This is a genomic window from Bacillus sp. JZ105, from assembly GCF_053903125.1.
On the sequence record NZ_CP096387.1, the window covers coordinates 932581 to 947447 of the forward strand.

At 42.6% G+C, this 14867-nt stretch carries 13 protein-coding genes; 12 read left to right on the plus strand and 1 reads right to left on the minus strand.

The genetic code is table 11. The features are described from left to right. The first annotated feature begins 88 nt into the window (after positions 1-88). The 11 genes from M1D81_RS04665 (at position 89) to M1D81_RS04715 (ending at position 13663) form a co-directional block, all read left to right on the plus strand. Entirely contained in the window at positions 89-505 is a 417-nt protein-coding gene (locus tag M1D81_RS04665) for a VOC family protein (RefSeq protein ID WP_456265493.1), read from the plus strand. 80 nt (positions 506-585) lie between these two features. Continuing rightward, positions 586-1503 (plus strand): AEC family transporter, encoded by a 918-nt coding sequence (locus M1D81_RS04670; protein ID WP_456265492.1) that lies wholly within the window; start codon positions 586-588, stop codon positions 1501-1503. Between the two features lie 32 nt (positions 1504-1535). After that, on the plus strand, positions 1536-3128 hold the full coding sequence (locus M1D81_RS04675; protein WP_456265491.1) for a PucR family transcriptional regulator: 1593 nt from the start codon (positions 1536-1538) through the stop codon (positions 3126-3128). Between the two features lie 255 nt (positions 3129-3383). After that, a complete protein-coding gene (locus M1D81_RS04680; protein WP_456265490.1) occupies positions 3384-4724 on the plus strand; it encodes an aminotransferase in 1341 nt (446 codons plus the stop codon). 148 nt (positions 4725-4872) lie between these two features. Further along, entirely contained in the window at positions 4873-5430 is a 558-nt protein-coding gene (locus M1D81_RS04685) for a glycerol-3-phosphate responsive antiterminator (protein ID WP_456265489.1), read from the plus strand. A 215-nt stretch (positions 5431-5645) separates the two neighbouring features. After that, entirely contained in the window at positions 5646-6461 is an 816-nt protein-coding gene (locus M1D81_RS04690; RefSeq protein WP_024425303.1) for an MIP/aquaporin family protein, read from the plus strand. Between the two features lie 15 nt (positions 6462-6476). Continuing rightward, positions 6477-7973, plus strand: a complete 1497-nt coding sequence (gene glpK, locus M1D81_RS04695; protein ID WP_286099007.1) for a glycerol kinase GlpK — start codon at positions 6477-6479, stop codon at positions 7971-7973. 139 nt (positions 7974-8112) lie between these two features. After that, positions 8113-9774 (plus strand): glycerol-3-phosphate dehydrogenase, encoded by a 1662-nt coding sequence (glpD, locus tag M1D81_RS04700; RefSeq protein ID WP_456265488.1) that lies wholly within the window; start codon positions 8113-8115, stop codon positions 9772-9774. 194 nt (positions 9775-9968) lie between these two features. Beyond that, positions 9969-11714: a phospho-sugar mutase gene (locus M1D81_RS04705; RefSeq protein WP_456265487.1), complete on the plus strand. Its 1746-nt coding sequence runs from the start codon at positions 9969-9971 to the stop codon at positions 11712-11714. Between the two features lie 156 nt (positions 11715-11870). Then, positions 11871-13016: a GAF domain-containing sensor histidine kinase gene (locus tag M1D81_RS04710; RefSeq protein ID WP_456265486.1), complete on the plus strand. Its 1146-nt coding sequence runs from the start codon at positions 11871-11873 to the stop codon at positions 13014-13016. Then, a complete protein-coding gene (locus M1D81_RS04715) occupies positions 13013-13663 on the plus strand; it encodes a response regulator (protein WP_456265485.1) in 651 nt (216 codons plus the stop codon). Before M1D81_RS04710 ends, M1D81_RS04715 begins: the two co-directional genes overlap by 4 nt. Positions 13664-14013: 350 nt before the next feature. Here the strand turns inward: M1D81_RS04715 and M1D81_RS04720 are convergent, their stop codons facing one another. After that, complete coding sequence (locus tag M1D81_RS04720) at positions 14014-14262, minus strand: YhdB family protein (RefSeq protein WP_024426598.1); 249 nt, start codon at positions 14260-14262, stop codon at positions 14014-14016. A gap of 191 nt (positions 14263-14453) precedes the next feature. Between M1D81_RS04720 and M1D81_RS04725 the strand changes: the two genes are divergently transcribed. Beyond that, a complete protein-coding gene (locus tag M1D81_RS04725) occupies positions 14454-14774 on the plus strand; it encodes a YqzG/YhdC family protein (protein WP_456265484.1) in 321 nt (106 codons plus the stop codon). The last annotated feature ends 93 nt before the right edge of the window (positions 14775-14867 follow it).

A 14867-nucleotide genomic window follows, 5' to 3' on the forward strand; every position in this document is an offset into this window, starting at 1 on the left:
ATCGCTTATTTTTTCATGTGATAAAGGGATGCCGGAGCAAAATCCGAATATACTGAAAGGAGATCATGTGTTCAAAAAGGAGAGGAACATGGGACGACAAGCTAAACATTTGTATATCAATTTGCCGGTAAAGCATGTCAAGGAATCAAAGGCTTTTTTTGAGCAGCTGGGTTTTGACTTTCAAGAGCAGCTGACGAATAATCAGGCAGCTTGTTTGATCATTGGTGACACCATTACGGTCATGCTGTTATCCCATAAGCATTTTCAAACCATCTCAGAGAAACAATTGGTGGATGCAAGGCAGGGATCAGAGGTCATTGTCTCTATGCGGGTTGATTCACGAAAAGAGGTCGATGAGCTGGTGGAACAGGCGATAGCAGCAGGCGGTTCGCCGTTTAAGGAAAAGCAGGATCATGGGTTCATGTATGGCTGGAGCTTTCAGGATCTTGATGGTCATTTGTGGGAAGTGTTCTATATGGATGAGGAGAGAAGCGGCCTTTCATAAGGGTGCTTCTTTTTTATTGTTTAACAGTGGTATGATAATGAGGAAGAATAGGAATTCATCTAGAGAAAAGTAGGTGCAGCATGGAGTTTTTACTTGTCTTACTGCCAGTGTTCGGTATCTTTCTTATCGGGTATATTGGACAGAAGGCCATTGGTTTTGACATACATACGCTCTCATCAATGTCTTTATATTTAATGTCACCATTTCTTGCGTTTGAAACCTTTTATCAAAACAAAGTATCGATGGACTATGTGTATCTATCTATTTTTGTTGTCGGACTCTGTCTTTCGCTTGTTTTATGTGTTTTTATTTTATCTCGTATTTATGGTTATTCGAATGAAATGTATTGTGCCATGATTCTGTCGTCAGCATTTATGAACAATGGGAATTACGGTACGCCCGTTGTCCTGCTTGTCTTCGGAGCAGCTGGTTTAGATATAGCCATCGTTTTAATGGTGCTGCAGCAGCTTGTCATGAGTACAATCGGTATGTATTATGCAGCAAAGGGCGGGGAGGATGCAGGAGATGGAAAGGTTGTGCTGAAAAAAGTGCTGCGTATGCCGGTTGCATATGGGGCACTCCTCGGTCTATTATTTCAGCTGATTGATCTTTCATTACCTAAAGAGGTGATGACGGGTGTCCAGCTTGTGGGGGATGCCGCCATACCAACGATTATGCTTATTTTAGGCATGCAGCTCGCCGTCATTTCTTTTAAGCAAGTGGATTATCGTCATATTTCTTATGCTGTATTGCTGAAGCTGTTTATCTCACCACTCATCGCATTTGGTTTTACACTCATTTTACCGGTAGATGATCTAGTGAAACAAATTATGATCTTAGTTGCAGCCATGCCGACAGCAGCAAATACCACGCTGATGGCTGTACAATTTCGAACGAAGCCTGAGTTTGTCTCAAGCACGACATTTCTCAGTACCGTTTTAAGTATCGTGACATTACCAGTTATATTATGGATTTTATCTATGCACCCTCTGGGATAGGGGATGGACGGCAAACAAAGGGGGACATTTCAGTGAATGCAGATGTTCATTTTCAAGTGAGTGATGTGTTGAAAACAAAGTATTTTGCCCATGCAAAAGTGTTAGCAGGAGAAAAGGGATTGTTTCGGCAGGTCAAATGGGTCCATGTGTTAGAAGTGCCTGCTGTAGAAGATTTGTTAAATGGGGGAGAGCTTATACTAACAACTGCCGCAGGCTTTCATGATCAATTGGATGTGTTTCAAGCATTTTTAAAACAGCTGATCGATTCTGGTGCGGCAGGCTTGTGTATTGAATTTGTTCCGCTCAGATTCGATGTGCCGGAAGAACTGATAGCGTATGCAGAAGAAAGAGATTTTCCGCTGATTTTGTTTACAAAAGAAGTGAAATTCGTCAACATCACACAGCATCTCCATACGATGATGATTGAACGCCAGTATCAAATGATGGCTGATTTAGAAGCACTGTCATCAAAGCTGAATGAGCTTTTGCTGACTCCGCATCCGCAGATGGATATTTTGGATCAAGTGTATCAGCACGTAAGGGGCATTCTTTTACTCATTCCTGTTCAGGGGGAGCCGATTATTTTATGTGATTCCTCCAAACAAACCGAAGAGCTGGTCATGAATTATTTACAGTTTGCTTCCTTGCCAAAAGGATACGAAGTGACCAAAAAAGAAGTGCTTGCACTCAAGCAGACATTTGCAGACCTTGTGCTCATTCATCAAACAAACACACTCTCAGAATTCGAACTGCTCGTAATGGATAAAGGGGCAAATGCTCTTGCCCAGCAAACGCTAAGAGAGCTTTATACAGAAGAGCTGAAGAAGACAAAAGAGAACGAATGGCTGCAAAAATGGTTCCAAGAAGAGCATACAGAAAGAGATATTTTAGAGCATCTTGAAGAAACAGAAGGATTGAAAAAGCCAACCGGCTGTGTGGTGATGCTCTTTCAAAAGCATCATCAAATCGAAGAAATCGCAGGAAATCTTTATTTTCTCGTATCTTGCCGCTCTATCTTTCAGCGTGCGGGTTTCCACTTGATTCCGTATGAGCATCAAGGACAAACCTTGTTTATTTTATTGAACACGAGAAAGAAGGAGGACTGGAAAGAGCGTGCAGAAAAGGCTGCGAGTGACATCAAACAATTGTATGATCGGGAGCAGCCCCGCGGAACTGTGATCAATTTTGGCATAGGTCCATATTGTGAACAGTTTCAGCATATGAGAAAAAGCTTTCAAGCAGCCAAAGAAGTGCTGCATTTAAAGAAAGTGATGCCCCAGCGTGTGGAAAGCCCATTTTATCAAGATTTGCATATGCTCCGTCTCATGCCTGTCATGAAGGAAAGCGGACTGCTTGAATGTATGGTGAAAGAGTATTTGGAGCCTGTCATTTTATATGATAAGCAAAATAGCGGAAGACTTTATCAAACGCTGAATATCTTTTTACAGACAAACGGTTCTAAAAAGGAAACTGCAAGCCAGCTCTATATTGTCAGGCAGACGCTTTATCATAGACTAGATAAACTGCATGCATTGCTTGGCGAGGATATGATGCAGGCACCGAAAAGACAGGCGCTTGAATTTGCGATTCTTGCATATGAATTCCTGCAAGGAAATGACCGTTAACGAGGTGTGTTAGATTTGCTAAGCATCCGAGTAGTGTGTCTTATGGTTCTTTTCAATCAGTTGACGATCTGTCTAATGTAATGGGCCCGGCCCCTTTTTTATAATGAAAGTAATGGCTGGTTCTCTCTTACGGGCGGCCTAGTTTCAGTTTCATATGCCTCCCTTTTCAGCCATATAATGAATAGAAGGGCAATGTGCTGCTGAACCGGTTTAAGCTTCTTTAATGATGAAAACGGATACATGGGGGTCGGGAAGATGAAAATACATGAGCAGGCTCAAAATCTTCAGGCGAAAGATGATCAGTTGATCTGGCATCATATGAAAGGGACAAACAAGGAAAATGAAAGCATGGTCATTCACAAGGCAGAAGGCGCATGGGTGACTGATATTCATGGGAATCGCTATTTAGACGGGATGTCAGGTCTTTGGTGTGTAAATGCCGGTTATGGCAGAAAAGAGCTTGCAGAAGCGGCATATGAGCAGCTAAATACAATGCCTTACTATCCGCTGACGCAAAGCCATGTGCCAGCGATTCAGCTGGCTGAAAAGCTAAATGAATGGCTTGGCGGGGACTATGTCATCTTCTTTTCTAACAGCGGTTCTGAAGCCAATGAAGCCGCTTTTAAGATCGCCAAACAATATCATGCGCAAAAAGGAGAGAGCACAAGAACAAAGTTCATCTCCAGGTATCGGTCGTATCACGGTAATACCGCAGCAGCTCTTGCTGCAACGGGGCAGGCGCAGCGTAAATATAAATATGAGCCATTAGGTCAAGGCTTTATCCATGTCGCACCGCCTGATATGTATCGTCATCCTGAGGATCAAGAGACTTTGGCAAGTGCAGCGGCAATCGATCAAGCCATGACGTGGGAACTAAGTGAGACCATTGCTGGGGTCATTATGGAACCGATTATTACAGGCGGCGGTATCTTAATGCCGCCAAAAGGGTATTTGAAGAAGGTCAAAGACATCTGTGAGGCTCATGGAGCGCTTCTCATTGTGGATGAGGTTATCTGCGGCTTTGGCCGGACAGGGAAGCGGTTTGGTTTTATGCATGAAGATGTAAAGCCGGATATCATCACAATGGCAAAAGGGATCACAAGCGGCTATTTACCTCTTTCTGCAACGTGCGTGAAACGAGAAATCTATGAAGCCTATGCAGGGGAAGATACGTATGACAGGCTGCGCCATGTAAATACATTTGGCGGTCACCCTGCTTCCTGTGCGGTTGCCCTAGCGAACCTAGAGCTCATGGAAAACGAGAAATTAGTAGAACGGTCTGACACGCTTGGGCAAGACATGCTTGAACGTTTACAAGAGTTAAAAGAGCATCCATATGTCGGTGATGTCAGAGGAAAAGGTCTGCTGTTTGGCATTGAGCTTGTCCAGGATCAACAGTCCAAAAAACCAGCTGATCCACAGGTTGTCGGTCAATTGATTGCAGAATGTAAAAAACGCGGACTGATCATCGGGAAAAATGGTGATACGGTTGCCGGTTATAATAACGTTGCCCAGCTTGCACCCCCGCTAAATATAACAGACGAAGACGCTTCATTTATTATCAACACGCTAAAAGAAAGCATGGCACAGTTATAGCAGAGAGATTTCTCTGCTTTTTTCTATGGGAAGAGCACATACATTAAGTGAAATCGTCATTGGATACACTAGGTGTATTGAAAAATAGAAGAGATTCTATTACTGTTAGGAGAAGACTGAACCAATACACTTTAGAAGGAGACGGCATATGAGTTTTCATGATCAACCCATTCTACCTGCTGTTCGCAATATTAAGCAATTTGAGGAATTTTTAAAAAGTCCATTTACATATGGGGTCTTACTTGATGTGCATTTAGGCCGGCTAAAGGGCATTATGAATGAGGCAAATGCCCATCATAAAAAAATGTTTGTCCATGTCGATCTCATTCATGGGATCAAACATGATGAGTATGGAACGGAATTTATTTGTCAGGAAATGAAGCCGGCAGGAATTATTTCTACTAGGTCTTCTGTCATAGTAAAAGCCAAGCAAAAAAAGGTATATGCCATTCAGCGAATGTTTTTACTTGATACAAGTGCGATGGAAAAAAGCATGGAGTTCGTAGGAAAACACCGCCCAGATTTTATTGAAGTATTGCCAGGGGTTGTGCCGGATTTAATTACAGAAGTGCGCGAGCGAGCTGGGATTCCAATATTTGCAGGGGGGTTTATCCGTACAAAAGAAGATGTAGAAAGAGCGCTTGAAGCGGGAGCTACAGCTGTGACAACATCGAATACAGCCCTTTGGAAAGCGTTCCAAAAGTGAAAAAGATAAAATGTGAAAATTGATTGACAACGTTTTCATCCTCTGATACTATAGCACTAAGTTAATATCATGTGATGGAGAAACGGAGATCCACAACAGCGCTTTACTAGGTGACAAATGACCCTGATGTAAAGTATGTTTGTTGTGGATCTTTTTTCTTTATCTTTTTTTACACATTCATAGGGGATGGCAACTGAACCAGAGGAGGAATTTTCATGACACCATTTTGGGGTGAAGTCGTAGGTACAATGCTTCTCATTATTTTTGGAGGCGGTGTATGTGCGGCAGTCAATTTAAAGAAATCGCTCGCATATCAGTCCGGCTGGATTGTAATCGCTTTCGGATGGGGATTTGCAGTAGCCATAGCAGCTTATGCAACAGGTGGAATCAGCGGTGCACATTTGAATCCAGCACTAACAATTGGGCTTGCGCTAGAAGGAAGTTTTCCTTGGGCTGATGTACCAATGTATATTGCCGGTCAAATGCTTGGCGCATTAATAGGAGCTATTATTGTCTTTTTACATTACTTACCGCACTGGAAAGCAACAGACGATCCAGGTGCAAAGCTGGGTGTATTCTCAACTGGTCCTGCGATTCCGCATACTTTTGCAAACGTACTTAGTGAAGTCATCGGTACATTTGTATTGGTTCTAGGAATCTTAGCGATTGGTGCAAATAAATTCGCAGACGGAATCAATCCGCTGATTGTTGGATTCTTAATTGTCGCAATTGGTCTTTCTTTAGGCGGAACAACTGGTTATGCAATCAATCCTGCACGTGATTTAGGTCCGAGAATTGCACATGCGATTCTGCCGATTCCAGGTAAAGGTCCATCGAATTGGAAGTATGCTTGGGTGCCAGTCGTTGGTCCAATTTTAGGCGGCGCATTTGGCGGTGTTTTCTACAATGCAGCCTTTAAAGCGAACATCACACCAGCCTTTTGGATTGTAAGCGTTATTTTAGTTGTGGTATTGTTAGGACTCTATGTCTCTACGAAAAATCAAACAAATGCTGTAAATGAAAGTATGTAAGGGGAGGAAAACACCATGGCAAAAGAAAAATATATTCTTGCTTTAGATCAAGGGACAACAAGCTCAAGAGCGATCTTATTTGATCAAGAAGGCAAAATTGCACATACAGCTCAGAAGGAATTTAATCAATATTTTCCGAACCCAGGCTGGGTAGAACATAATGCAAATGAAATTTGGAGCTCTGTTCTATCTGTTATTTCAACTGCTTTAATTGAATCAGGCATTGAAGCAGATCAGATCGCCGGTATCGGAATTACGAACCAGCGTGAGACAGCTGTTGTTTGGGATAAACATACAGGCGCACCCGTTTATAATGCAATTGTTTGGCAGTCTAGACAAACGTCGGGCATTTGTGAAGAGTTAAAAGCGCAAGGACACAATGAAACGTTTAGAAATAAAACAGGTCTTCTCATTGATGCTTATTTCTCAGGGACAAAAGTAAAATGGATTTTAGACAATGTAGAAGGTGCTCGTGAGAAAGCAGAAAATGGCGACTTGCTGTTTGGCACAATTGATACATGGCTCATTTGGAAGATGACAGGCGGTCAATCACACGTCACAGATTACTCCAACGCGTCAAGAACGTTAATGTTCAACATTTACGATCTGAAATGGGATGAAGAATTACTTGAGATCCTTGGCGTACCTGCTTCTATGCTTCCAGAGGTGAAACCATCTTCACACATCTATGGTGAAACAACAGACTATCACTTCTTCGGCAGAAATATCCCGATTGCAGGAGCGGCGGGAGACCAGCAGTCTGCACTATTCGGTCAGGCTTGCTTTGAAGAAGGAATGGCGAAGAACACGTATGGCACAGGATGTTTTATGTTGATGAATACAGGGGAAAAAGCAATTAAGTCGGATCATGGTTTATTAACGACAATTGCATGGGGCATTGACGGTAAAGTTGAATATGCTTTAGAAGGAAGTATTTTCGTAGCTGGTTCAGCGATTCAGTGGCTGCGCGACGGACTGAGAATGTTTAAAGACTCAAAAGACAGCGAAGCCTATGCGGAGCGCGTTGAGTCAACAGAGGGCGTATATGTCGTGCCGGCATTCGTTGGTCTAGGCACACCATACTGGGACAGTGATGTCAGAGGCGCTGTATTCGGATTAACACGCGGTACTTCTAAAGAGCACTTTGTCCGTGCAACGTTAGAATCACTTGCTTATCAAACAAAGGATGTTTTAGATGCGATGGAAAAGGATTCAAACATCTCATTAAAAACTTTGCGTGTGGATGGCGGGGCTGTAAAGAATGATTTCTTAATGGGCTTCCAAAGTGATTTGCTGGATGTACCAGTAGAGCGTCCAGAAATTAATGAAACGACGGCACTCGGTGCGGCCTATCTTGCGGGAATAGCAGTTGGCTTCTGGAACGACCGTTCAGACATTGCAAAACAATGGAACCTTGACAAGCGCTTTGACCCTAAAATGGAAGAGGACAGCCGTGACTCGTTATACAGCGGGTGGAAAAAGGCTGTAAAAGCAGCTCAAGCTTTCAAATAAACCAAAAGTATGGTATACTTCAAGTAAGTTAATAGAACGGTTGGAGAACTGGAGAGACCGCAGGCACCGAAGTGTAGAAATACGCTTTGGGTGTTTGCGGTCTCTTTTTCTTTACCGTACAACATGGGAGGAACAAGAGATGACTTTTTCTAGCTTAGAAAGAGAACAAATGCTGCAGGGAATGACAAAAAAACCATATGATGTGTTTATCATTGGTGGGGGTATAACAGGCGCTGGTACAGCACTTGACGCGGCTTCACGCGGAATGCGTGTCGGTCTTGCAGAAATGCAGGATTTCGCAGCAGGTACGTCTAGCCGCTCAACGAAACTAGTGCACGGCGGGCTTCGTTATTTAAAACAATTTGAAGTGAAAATGGTCGCAGAGGTCGGTAAAGAGCGTGCCATTGTATACGAAAATGGTCCTCATGTGACAACGCCAGAATGGATGCTTCTTCCGATGCATAAAGGCGGGACATTTGGTAAGTTTTCAACCTCTATTGGACTGAGAGTGTATGACTTTTTAGCTGGCGTAAAGCATAGCGAACGCAGAAGCATGCTAAGTGTCAAAGAAACACTTGAAAAAGAACCGCTTGTCAAAAAGGACGGCTTAAAAGGCGGCGGCTACTATGTTGAATACCGTACAGATGATGCACGCCTCACAATCGAAGTCATGAAAGAGGCTGTGAAATTCGGAGCGGAAGCGGTCAACTATGCGAAAGTAAAAGAATTTATTTATGATAAAGGCAAAGTGGTTGGTGTTGTCATTGAAGATGTCATGACGCAGAAAACATACGATGTGTATGCGAAGAAGATCGTCAATGCGACAGGTCCATGGGTAGATCAGCTGAGAGACAAGGACCACTCAAAAGAAGGAAAACACTTACAGCATACAAAAGGAATTCACTTAGTATTTGACCAATCGGTCTTCCCATTAAAACAAGCGATTTACTTTGACACGCCGGATAAACGGATGGTCTTTGCCATTCCAAGAGAAGGCAAAACGTACGTTGGAACAACAGATACAGTGTACAAAAAACAGCTGGAGCATCCACGTATGACAAAAGCCGATCGTGACTATGTCATCCAAGCGATTCAGTACATGTTCCCTGATCTCAATATTACAGAAAAAGATGTAGAATCCAACTGGGCCGGTCTTCGTCCGCTCATTCATGAAGAGGGTAAAGATCCTTCAGAAATTTCTCGTAAGGATGAAGTGTGGACATCATCTTCAGGCTTAATCACCATTGCTGGCGGTAAATTAACAGGCTACCGTAAAATGGCTGAGCATATTGTCGATCTAGTACGTGATGGATTGAAACAAGAAACGGGCAAAGATTACGGACCATGTAAAACAAAACATATGCCAATCTCAGGCGGCCATGTAGGCGGATCTAAAAACATGGCAGCCTTTGTTCAAGCGAAAACAGCAGAAGGCGCATCTGTTGGTTTAACAGAACCGATTGCACAAAAACTAGCTGAAAAATATGGTTCAAACGTCAGCAGTGTGTACAAACGAGTAGAGCAGCTTCAAGGGGAAGCAGACAAACGAAACATTCCAGCATATGTGCTGGCAGAGCTTGTCTATGCGATCGAAGAAGAACTAGCTGTAACACCTGTCGATTTCTTCTTAAGAAGAACAGGAAGCCTATTATTTAATATCAATTGGGCAAAAAAATACGCACAGCCTGTTGTTGATTACATGGCAGAGCGTTTTGGCTGGGATGAAGCAGCAAAACAGAAACATCAAACAGAATTAGATCAACTATTCCATGAAGCAGTCGTACCGCTTGATGCAGAATAAAAAGAAGACAAAGGGTTAAAGCAAGATCATTTTAGCCCTTTGTCAACAATCTGAAAGCCGATCATGTATCGGCTTTTTTTATTTGTGCAACATTTTTTCCAACTGCTAATGATATAGCATGACATAAAGGGTGATTCCATATAAAATAACAGTAGATGTTATTTTATTGATGATAAGAGCTGGGGAGGACGACCATGAGTTGGAAGACGAATTATGAGCGATGGATCAATGAGAAGCACCTGGATACTGAACTAAAGGAATGGCTGGAGACGCATCAAGATGACCACCAGACACTTGAAGACTGTTTCTACAAAAACCTTGAGTTCGGCACTGGAGGAATGCGCGGTGAGATTGGTGCAGGCACGAACCGAATGAATGTGTACACTGTTCGTAAAGCATCAGCAGGTCTTGCTGCGTATATTGCGAAACATGGAGAGGATGCAAAAAATAGAGGCGTCGCCATTGCATATGATTCACGCCATAAATCGCCTGAATTTGCGATGGAAGCAGCCAAAACACTTGCTTCACAAGGCATTCAAACGTATGTATTTGATGAATTGCGTCCGACACCAGAGCTCTCTTTTGCGGTTCGTGAGCTGCGTGCATTTGCTGGAATCGTCGTGACAGCAAGTCATAATCCACCAGAATATAATGGCTATAAAGTGTATGGTGAAGATGGCGGGCAGCTGCCTCCATTTGAAGCAGATCAAGTCATTCAAGAAGTAGATGCAATTGAAAATGAACTGGCGATTTCCGTTGATTCTGAAGAAACGTTGAAACAGCAAGGGCTGATCAAAATAATCGGAGAAGAAATCGACCATGCTTATATTGAAAAACTAAAAACCATCAGTGTGCACCCTGAGCTGGCACATGAGGTCGATGTCAAAGTCGTGTTTACTCCGCTTCATGGGACAGCCAATCACCCTGTCAGAAACGGGCTGCAGGCTCTTGGATATCAGCATGTCACTGTTGTGCCTGAGCAGGAAAAACCAGATCCACAATTCTCAACAGTGACCTCGCCGAATCCAGAGGAGCATGCCGCATTTGAGTACGCCATCAAGCTTGGTGAAAAACAAAATGCAGATATCCTTATTGCCACAGACCCAGATGCTGACAGGTTAGGCATTGCGGTCAGAGATCACGAAGGAGAATTTACCGTCTTAACAGGCAACCAGACAGGCGCCCTGCTGCTCCATTATTTATTATCTGAAAAACAAAAGCTGGGTCAGCTGCCGCCTCGTCCCGTTGTGATGAAAACCATTGTCACAAGTGAGCTTGGGCGTGCTGTAGCATCAGCTTTTGGTGCCGACACGATAGACACACTCACAGGCTTTAAATTTATTGGAGAAAAAATTAAACAGTTTGAAAAGAGCGGAGAATACACGTTTCAATTTGGTTATGAAGAGAGCTATGGCTATTTGATCGGTGACTTTGCCCGAGATAAAGATGCGGTGCAAGCGGCACTTTTAGCCGTTGAAGTCGCTGCTTTCTATAAAAAGCAGGGCAAGTCCTTGTACGATGCGCTTGTCGATATTTTCAAGCAGTTTGGATTTTACCGGGAAGGATTAAAGTCGTTAACCTTAAAAGGAAAAGAAGGAGCAGAGCAGATTTCAGCGATCCTTCATACCTTTAGAACAAATCCGCCAGCTGCCATCGCAGGGCAGCGCATCACAGTGATTGAGGATTACCAATCAAGTCAAAGACAACTTGTGGCTGAAAAGAAAGAGGAAACCATTCACCTGCCAGCATCAAATGTGCTGAAATATTTCCTTGAGGATGGTTCGTGGTTCTGCTTAAGACCTTCCGGCACTGAGCCTAAAGTGAAATTTTATATTGCAGTCAAAGGCACGTCTTTAACAGATAGTGAAGAAAAGTTAAAGCATTTGTCAGAAGAAGTGATGAAAGTCGTTTATGAGATTGTGGAAGAAACAGCGAAATAACGAAAGACAAGGCCATCGTGTGTGAATGCATGATGGCTTTTTTCTCAGCCAAAAGGATGAGAAGAAATCATTCTTTTGGAGAAAGAGCGACGAGGGGGCTCATGGTATAATGAGCGTAATGAGAAGTGATGGCTGCAAATGCCGGGGGTAAACAGTATGGGAGAATACCAAGAGAAGGTTGAAACATTAAAAACGTTAAAAGAAATTGCTGAAAAGCTTAATGAAGGCATGGAAATGAAAGAAACGCTCCATGAAGTGCTCCATATGCTGATGGATGTGACAGGCTTTCATTCAGCATGGATTTATTTTATAGAAAAAGACGGGTCATATGAACTGATGGCAGAGGTTTCCTTACCTGAAGCCCTCGCAAAGCATCAAAAACAGCTCATGTGTCAAAATGATTGTTATTGCATCAACCGATACACAAAAGGCTCGCTGCAATCAGCCACAAATATTATTAACTGCAAACGGATTGAAACGGCAATTGAAGAAAAGCTCGGGGATACAGAAGGAATTACTCATCATGCGACCGTACCGCTAAAAGCGTGTAAGCGGACATTCGGCTTATTAAATGTGGCGGCAAAAGGAAAAGTTACGTTTACGCAAGAAGAGCTGAATTTGCTTGAAAGCATTGCACTTCAAATTGGCACCGCCATTCAGCGGATGAAGCTTGTACAAAATGAACAGCAGCACGCACTTCTGGAAGAAAGAAACCGGCTCGCACAGGACTTGCATGATTCTGTCAACCAAATGCTGTTCTCTGTCAGTCTGACTGCTAAGGCTGCAAGGCAAATGACAAGCGATCACAATCTAGGGGAAATGATTGATTTTATACAGCATTTGTCACAAGATGCTCTGATTGAAATGCGGTCACTCATTTGGCAGCTGAGACCAAGAGGCCTTGAAAAAGGGTTTACGACAGCAATTGAAGAGTATGCACAGCTTTTAGGATTACGCTGCACTTTATCTTTATCAGGCTGTATAGAAATGGATCATTCTCACAATGAAACTTTGTTTCGTGTATGTCAAGAAGCGCTGAATAACTGTCTAAAACATGCGGAAGTAGAAGAAGTCGAGGTCAAACTTGAGCAGTCAAAAGACACGTTGGAGATGAAAATCATTGACCACGGAAAAGGTTTTCAATATGACGAGCAGATGAGCCTTCCTTCACTTGGGCTGAAAGGGATGTCTGACCGCATCCGAAGAGCGGGTGGTACATTTTGTATCCATTCAGAGTTAGGTAAAGGAACTACGATTCATGTAAAAGTGCCATTTTCACAAGAAAGGAAGGGATCGTCATGAGAGTTGTCATTGCAGATGATCATCATATTGTGAGAAAAGGGCTTGTGTTTTTCTTACAGACACAGCCTGATGTGGACATCGTTGGTGAGGCGTCCAATGGGAAAGAGGCATTAGAGGTTGTCAGAGAAACTCAGCCTGACATTGTCTTAATGGATTTGTCTATGCCTGTCATGAATGGCATTGAGGCAACGAAACAAATGACGCTGGAAATGCCGGACACCCGCATTGTGATCCTGACAAGCTATGCGGATAAAGATTATGTCATTCCCGCCATTCAAGCAGGGGCGAAAGCCTATCAATTAAAGGATGTAGCACCAGAAAAGCTGCTTTCGACCATGATTGAAGTTCAAAATGGCACCTATCAGTTAGATGGTCATATCACAACCTTTCTCGTGCAGCATCTGACAGAACCAAAAGAGCAGAAATGGGCATTGATGAAAGAGCTCACCAATAGAGAGCGAGATGTCTTATTTGAGATTGCAAAAGGCAAAAGCAACAAAGAAATTGCCTCATCGCTGTTTATTTCTGAAAAGACTGTCAAAACGCACGTATCTCATGTATTATCAAAATTAGATCTGGCAGATCGAACCCAAGCGGCTCTGTATGCAGTGGATTATCAAAAAAATCAGCCGAAAGAGCTGCTATGACAGAAGGGGATCTAGTCGTTATGCTAAAACTTTTAAGCGCATATTCAATTCAATGAATTGAATAAAAAAGATGTTGGTTATTTGACGTGCCTTTTGCGTAAAAAGAGAAGCATGAACAGTCTAATTTCTAATAGAAAAACCATAAAAGACTTGATAAGTGTATGCTCATCAAGTCTTTTTTTATTTTAAAGGGAGTGATGAATTGAAATTCCTTATTCCTTTGTACAATAACGGGAAGGTAATCTCTAACGCTGTCTATCTCATGTGAGCCACTTTATGTTTCCCATCACAGCGCACTGCTAATTGTATGTAAAAGGGAAGGGCTAAAAAATTCATTTTAGCCCTTTTCTTTATGTGTACATCGGTTGTGAATAAACTTCAGAAGCAGCAGCCTCTGAAGCATGGTCAATGTACTGCAGGAGCCCATATAAACATTTTTCAACATCTGCATCGTTCCGGTTAAATTGATACGCATGTAAGAAATGCTCAATACGTTTCGAGAGCAAATCATCTTGCGTACGTACCATAAGAATAAGTAAATTATCCCATTGCGAGCGATGCGTATAATAAAGTGCTTTATCATAATCCGCCACATTCATTAAACCTTCTCCTTTCCCTTGAGAAGTCCTCATTAGTTTGCTCGAATCATATCGACTTTTTCAGGGGAAAAGTTGGTGTCCGCATCAATCGTGTACCGGGAATTATAGGCTGAATAATTGCTTCATGTATGAAAAAGGACCGGCCAGTTAAACCTAAACAAAACATATATGAAAGTGAGTTCAATGATATCATGCAGCCGAAATTGTGGATGCTTATTGCAGCAGGAATCGTTTTGCTTGGCAGTTTGATGATTCATCCTGCATCAAAAGCAGCGGTGCAGCCGTTTGAAAATTGGGAAAGACTTGCGTACACAGCATTGCAAGATGAATATAAAGGTGCCGCTTTAAATGATTATCATTACATTGGCCGGACAGAAGTGAATGATGAGCAGACAAAAGATGTGTTTCGCGTCACTGTAAAGGAAGGATCAACTCGCTTTGCCGCACATGCCGAAATTTATTTTCATCCGGTGACCGGTCATTTGATTAGTATTAACGTGTTTCGACTATAAAGAAGTACCTTATTTTGTAAAGGGTTCAGTAAAAAAAAGACAAAGGGCTAAAATAAAGATCATTTTAGCCCTTTGTCCAAACAATTTATTTCG

Excerpts from the sequence above, each read along its gene's own strand:
- M1D81_RS04665 (WP_456265493.1), top strand. The coding sequence starts at position 89 with ATGGGACGACAAGCTAAACATTTGTATATCAATTTGCCGGTAAAGCAT.
- M1D81_RS04670 (WP_456265492.1), top strand. The coding sequence starts at position 586 with ATGGAGTTTTTACTTGTCTTACTGCCAGTGTTCGGTATCTTTCTTATC.
- M1D81_RS04680 (WP_456265490.1), top strand. The coding sequence starts at position 3,384 with ATGAAAATACATGAGCAGGCTCAAAATCTTCAGGCGAAAGATGATCAG.
- M1D81_RS04685 (WP_456265489.1), top strand. The coding sequence starts at position 4,873 with ATGAGTTTTCATGATCAACCCATTCTACCTGCTGTTCGCAATATTAAG.
- M1D81_RS04690 (WP_024425303.1), top strand. The coding sequence starts at position 5,646 with ATGACACCATTTTGGGGTGAAGTCGTAGGTACAATGCTTCTCATTATT.
- glpK (WP_286099007.1), top strand. The coding sequence starts at position 6,477 with ATGGCAAAAGAAAAATATATTCTTGCTTTAGATCAAGGGACAACAAGC.
- glpD (WP_456265488.1), top strand. The coding sequence starts at position 8,113 with ATGACTTTTTCTAGCTTAGAAAGAGAACAAATGCTGCAGGGAATGACA.
- M1D81_RS04705 (WP_456265487.1), top strand. The coding sequence starts at position 9,969 with ATGAGTTGGAAGACGAATTATGAGCGATGGATCAATGAGAAGCACCTG.
- M1D81_RS04710 (WP_456265486.1), top strand. The coding sequence starts at position 11,871 with ATGGGAGAATACCAAGAGAAGGTTGAAACATTAAAAACGTTAAAAGAA.
- M1D81_RS04715 (WP_456265485.1), top strand. The coding sequence starts at position 13,013 with ATGAGAGTTGTCATTGCAGATGATCATCATATTGTGAGAAAAGGGCTT.
- M1D81_RS04720 (WP_024426598.1), bottom strand. The coding sequence starts at position 14,262 with ATGAATGTGGCGGATTATGATAAAGCACTTTATTATACGCATCGCTCG.
- M1D81_RS04725 (WP_456265484.1), top strand. The coding sequence starts at position 14,454 with ATGCAGCCGAAATTGTGGATGCTTATTGCAGCAGGAATCGTTTTGCTT.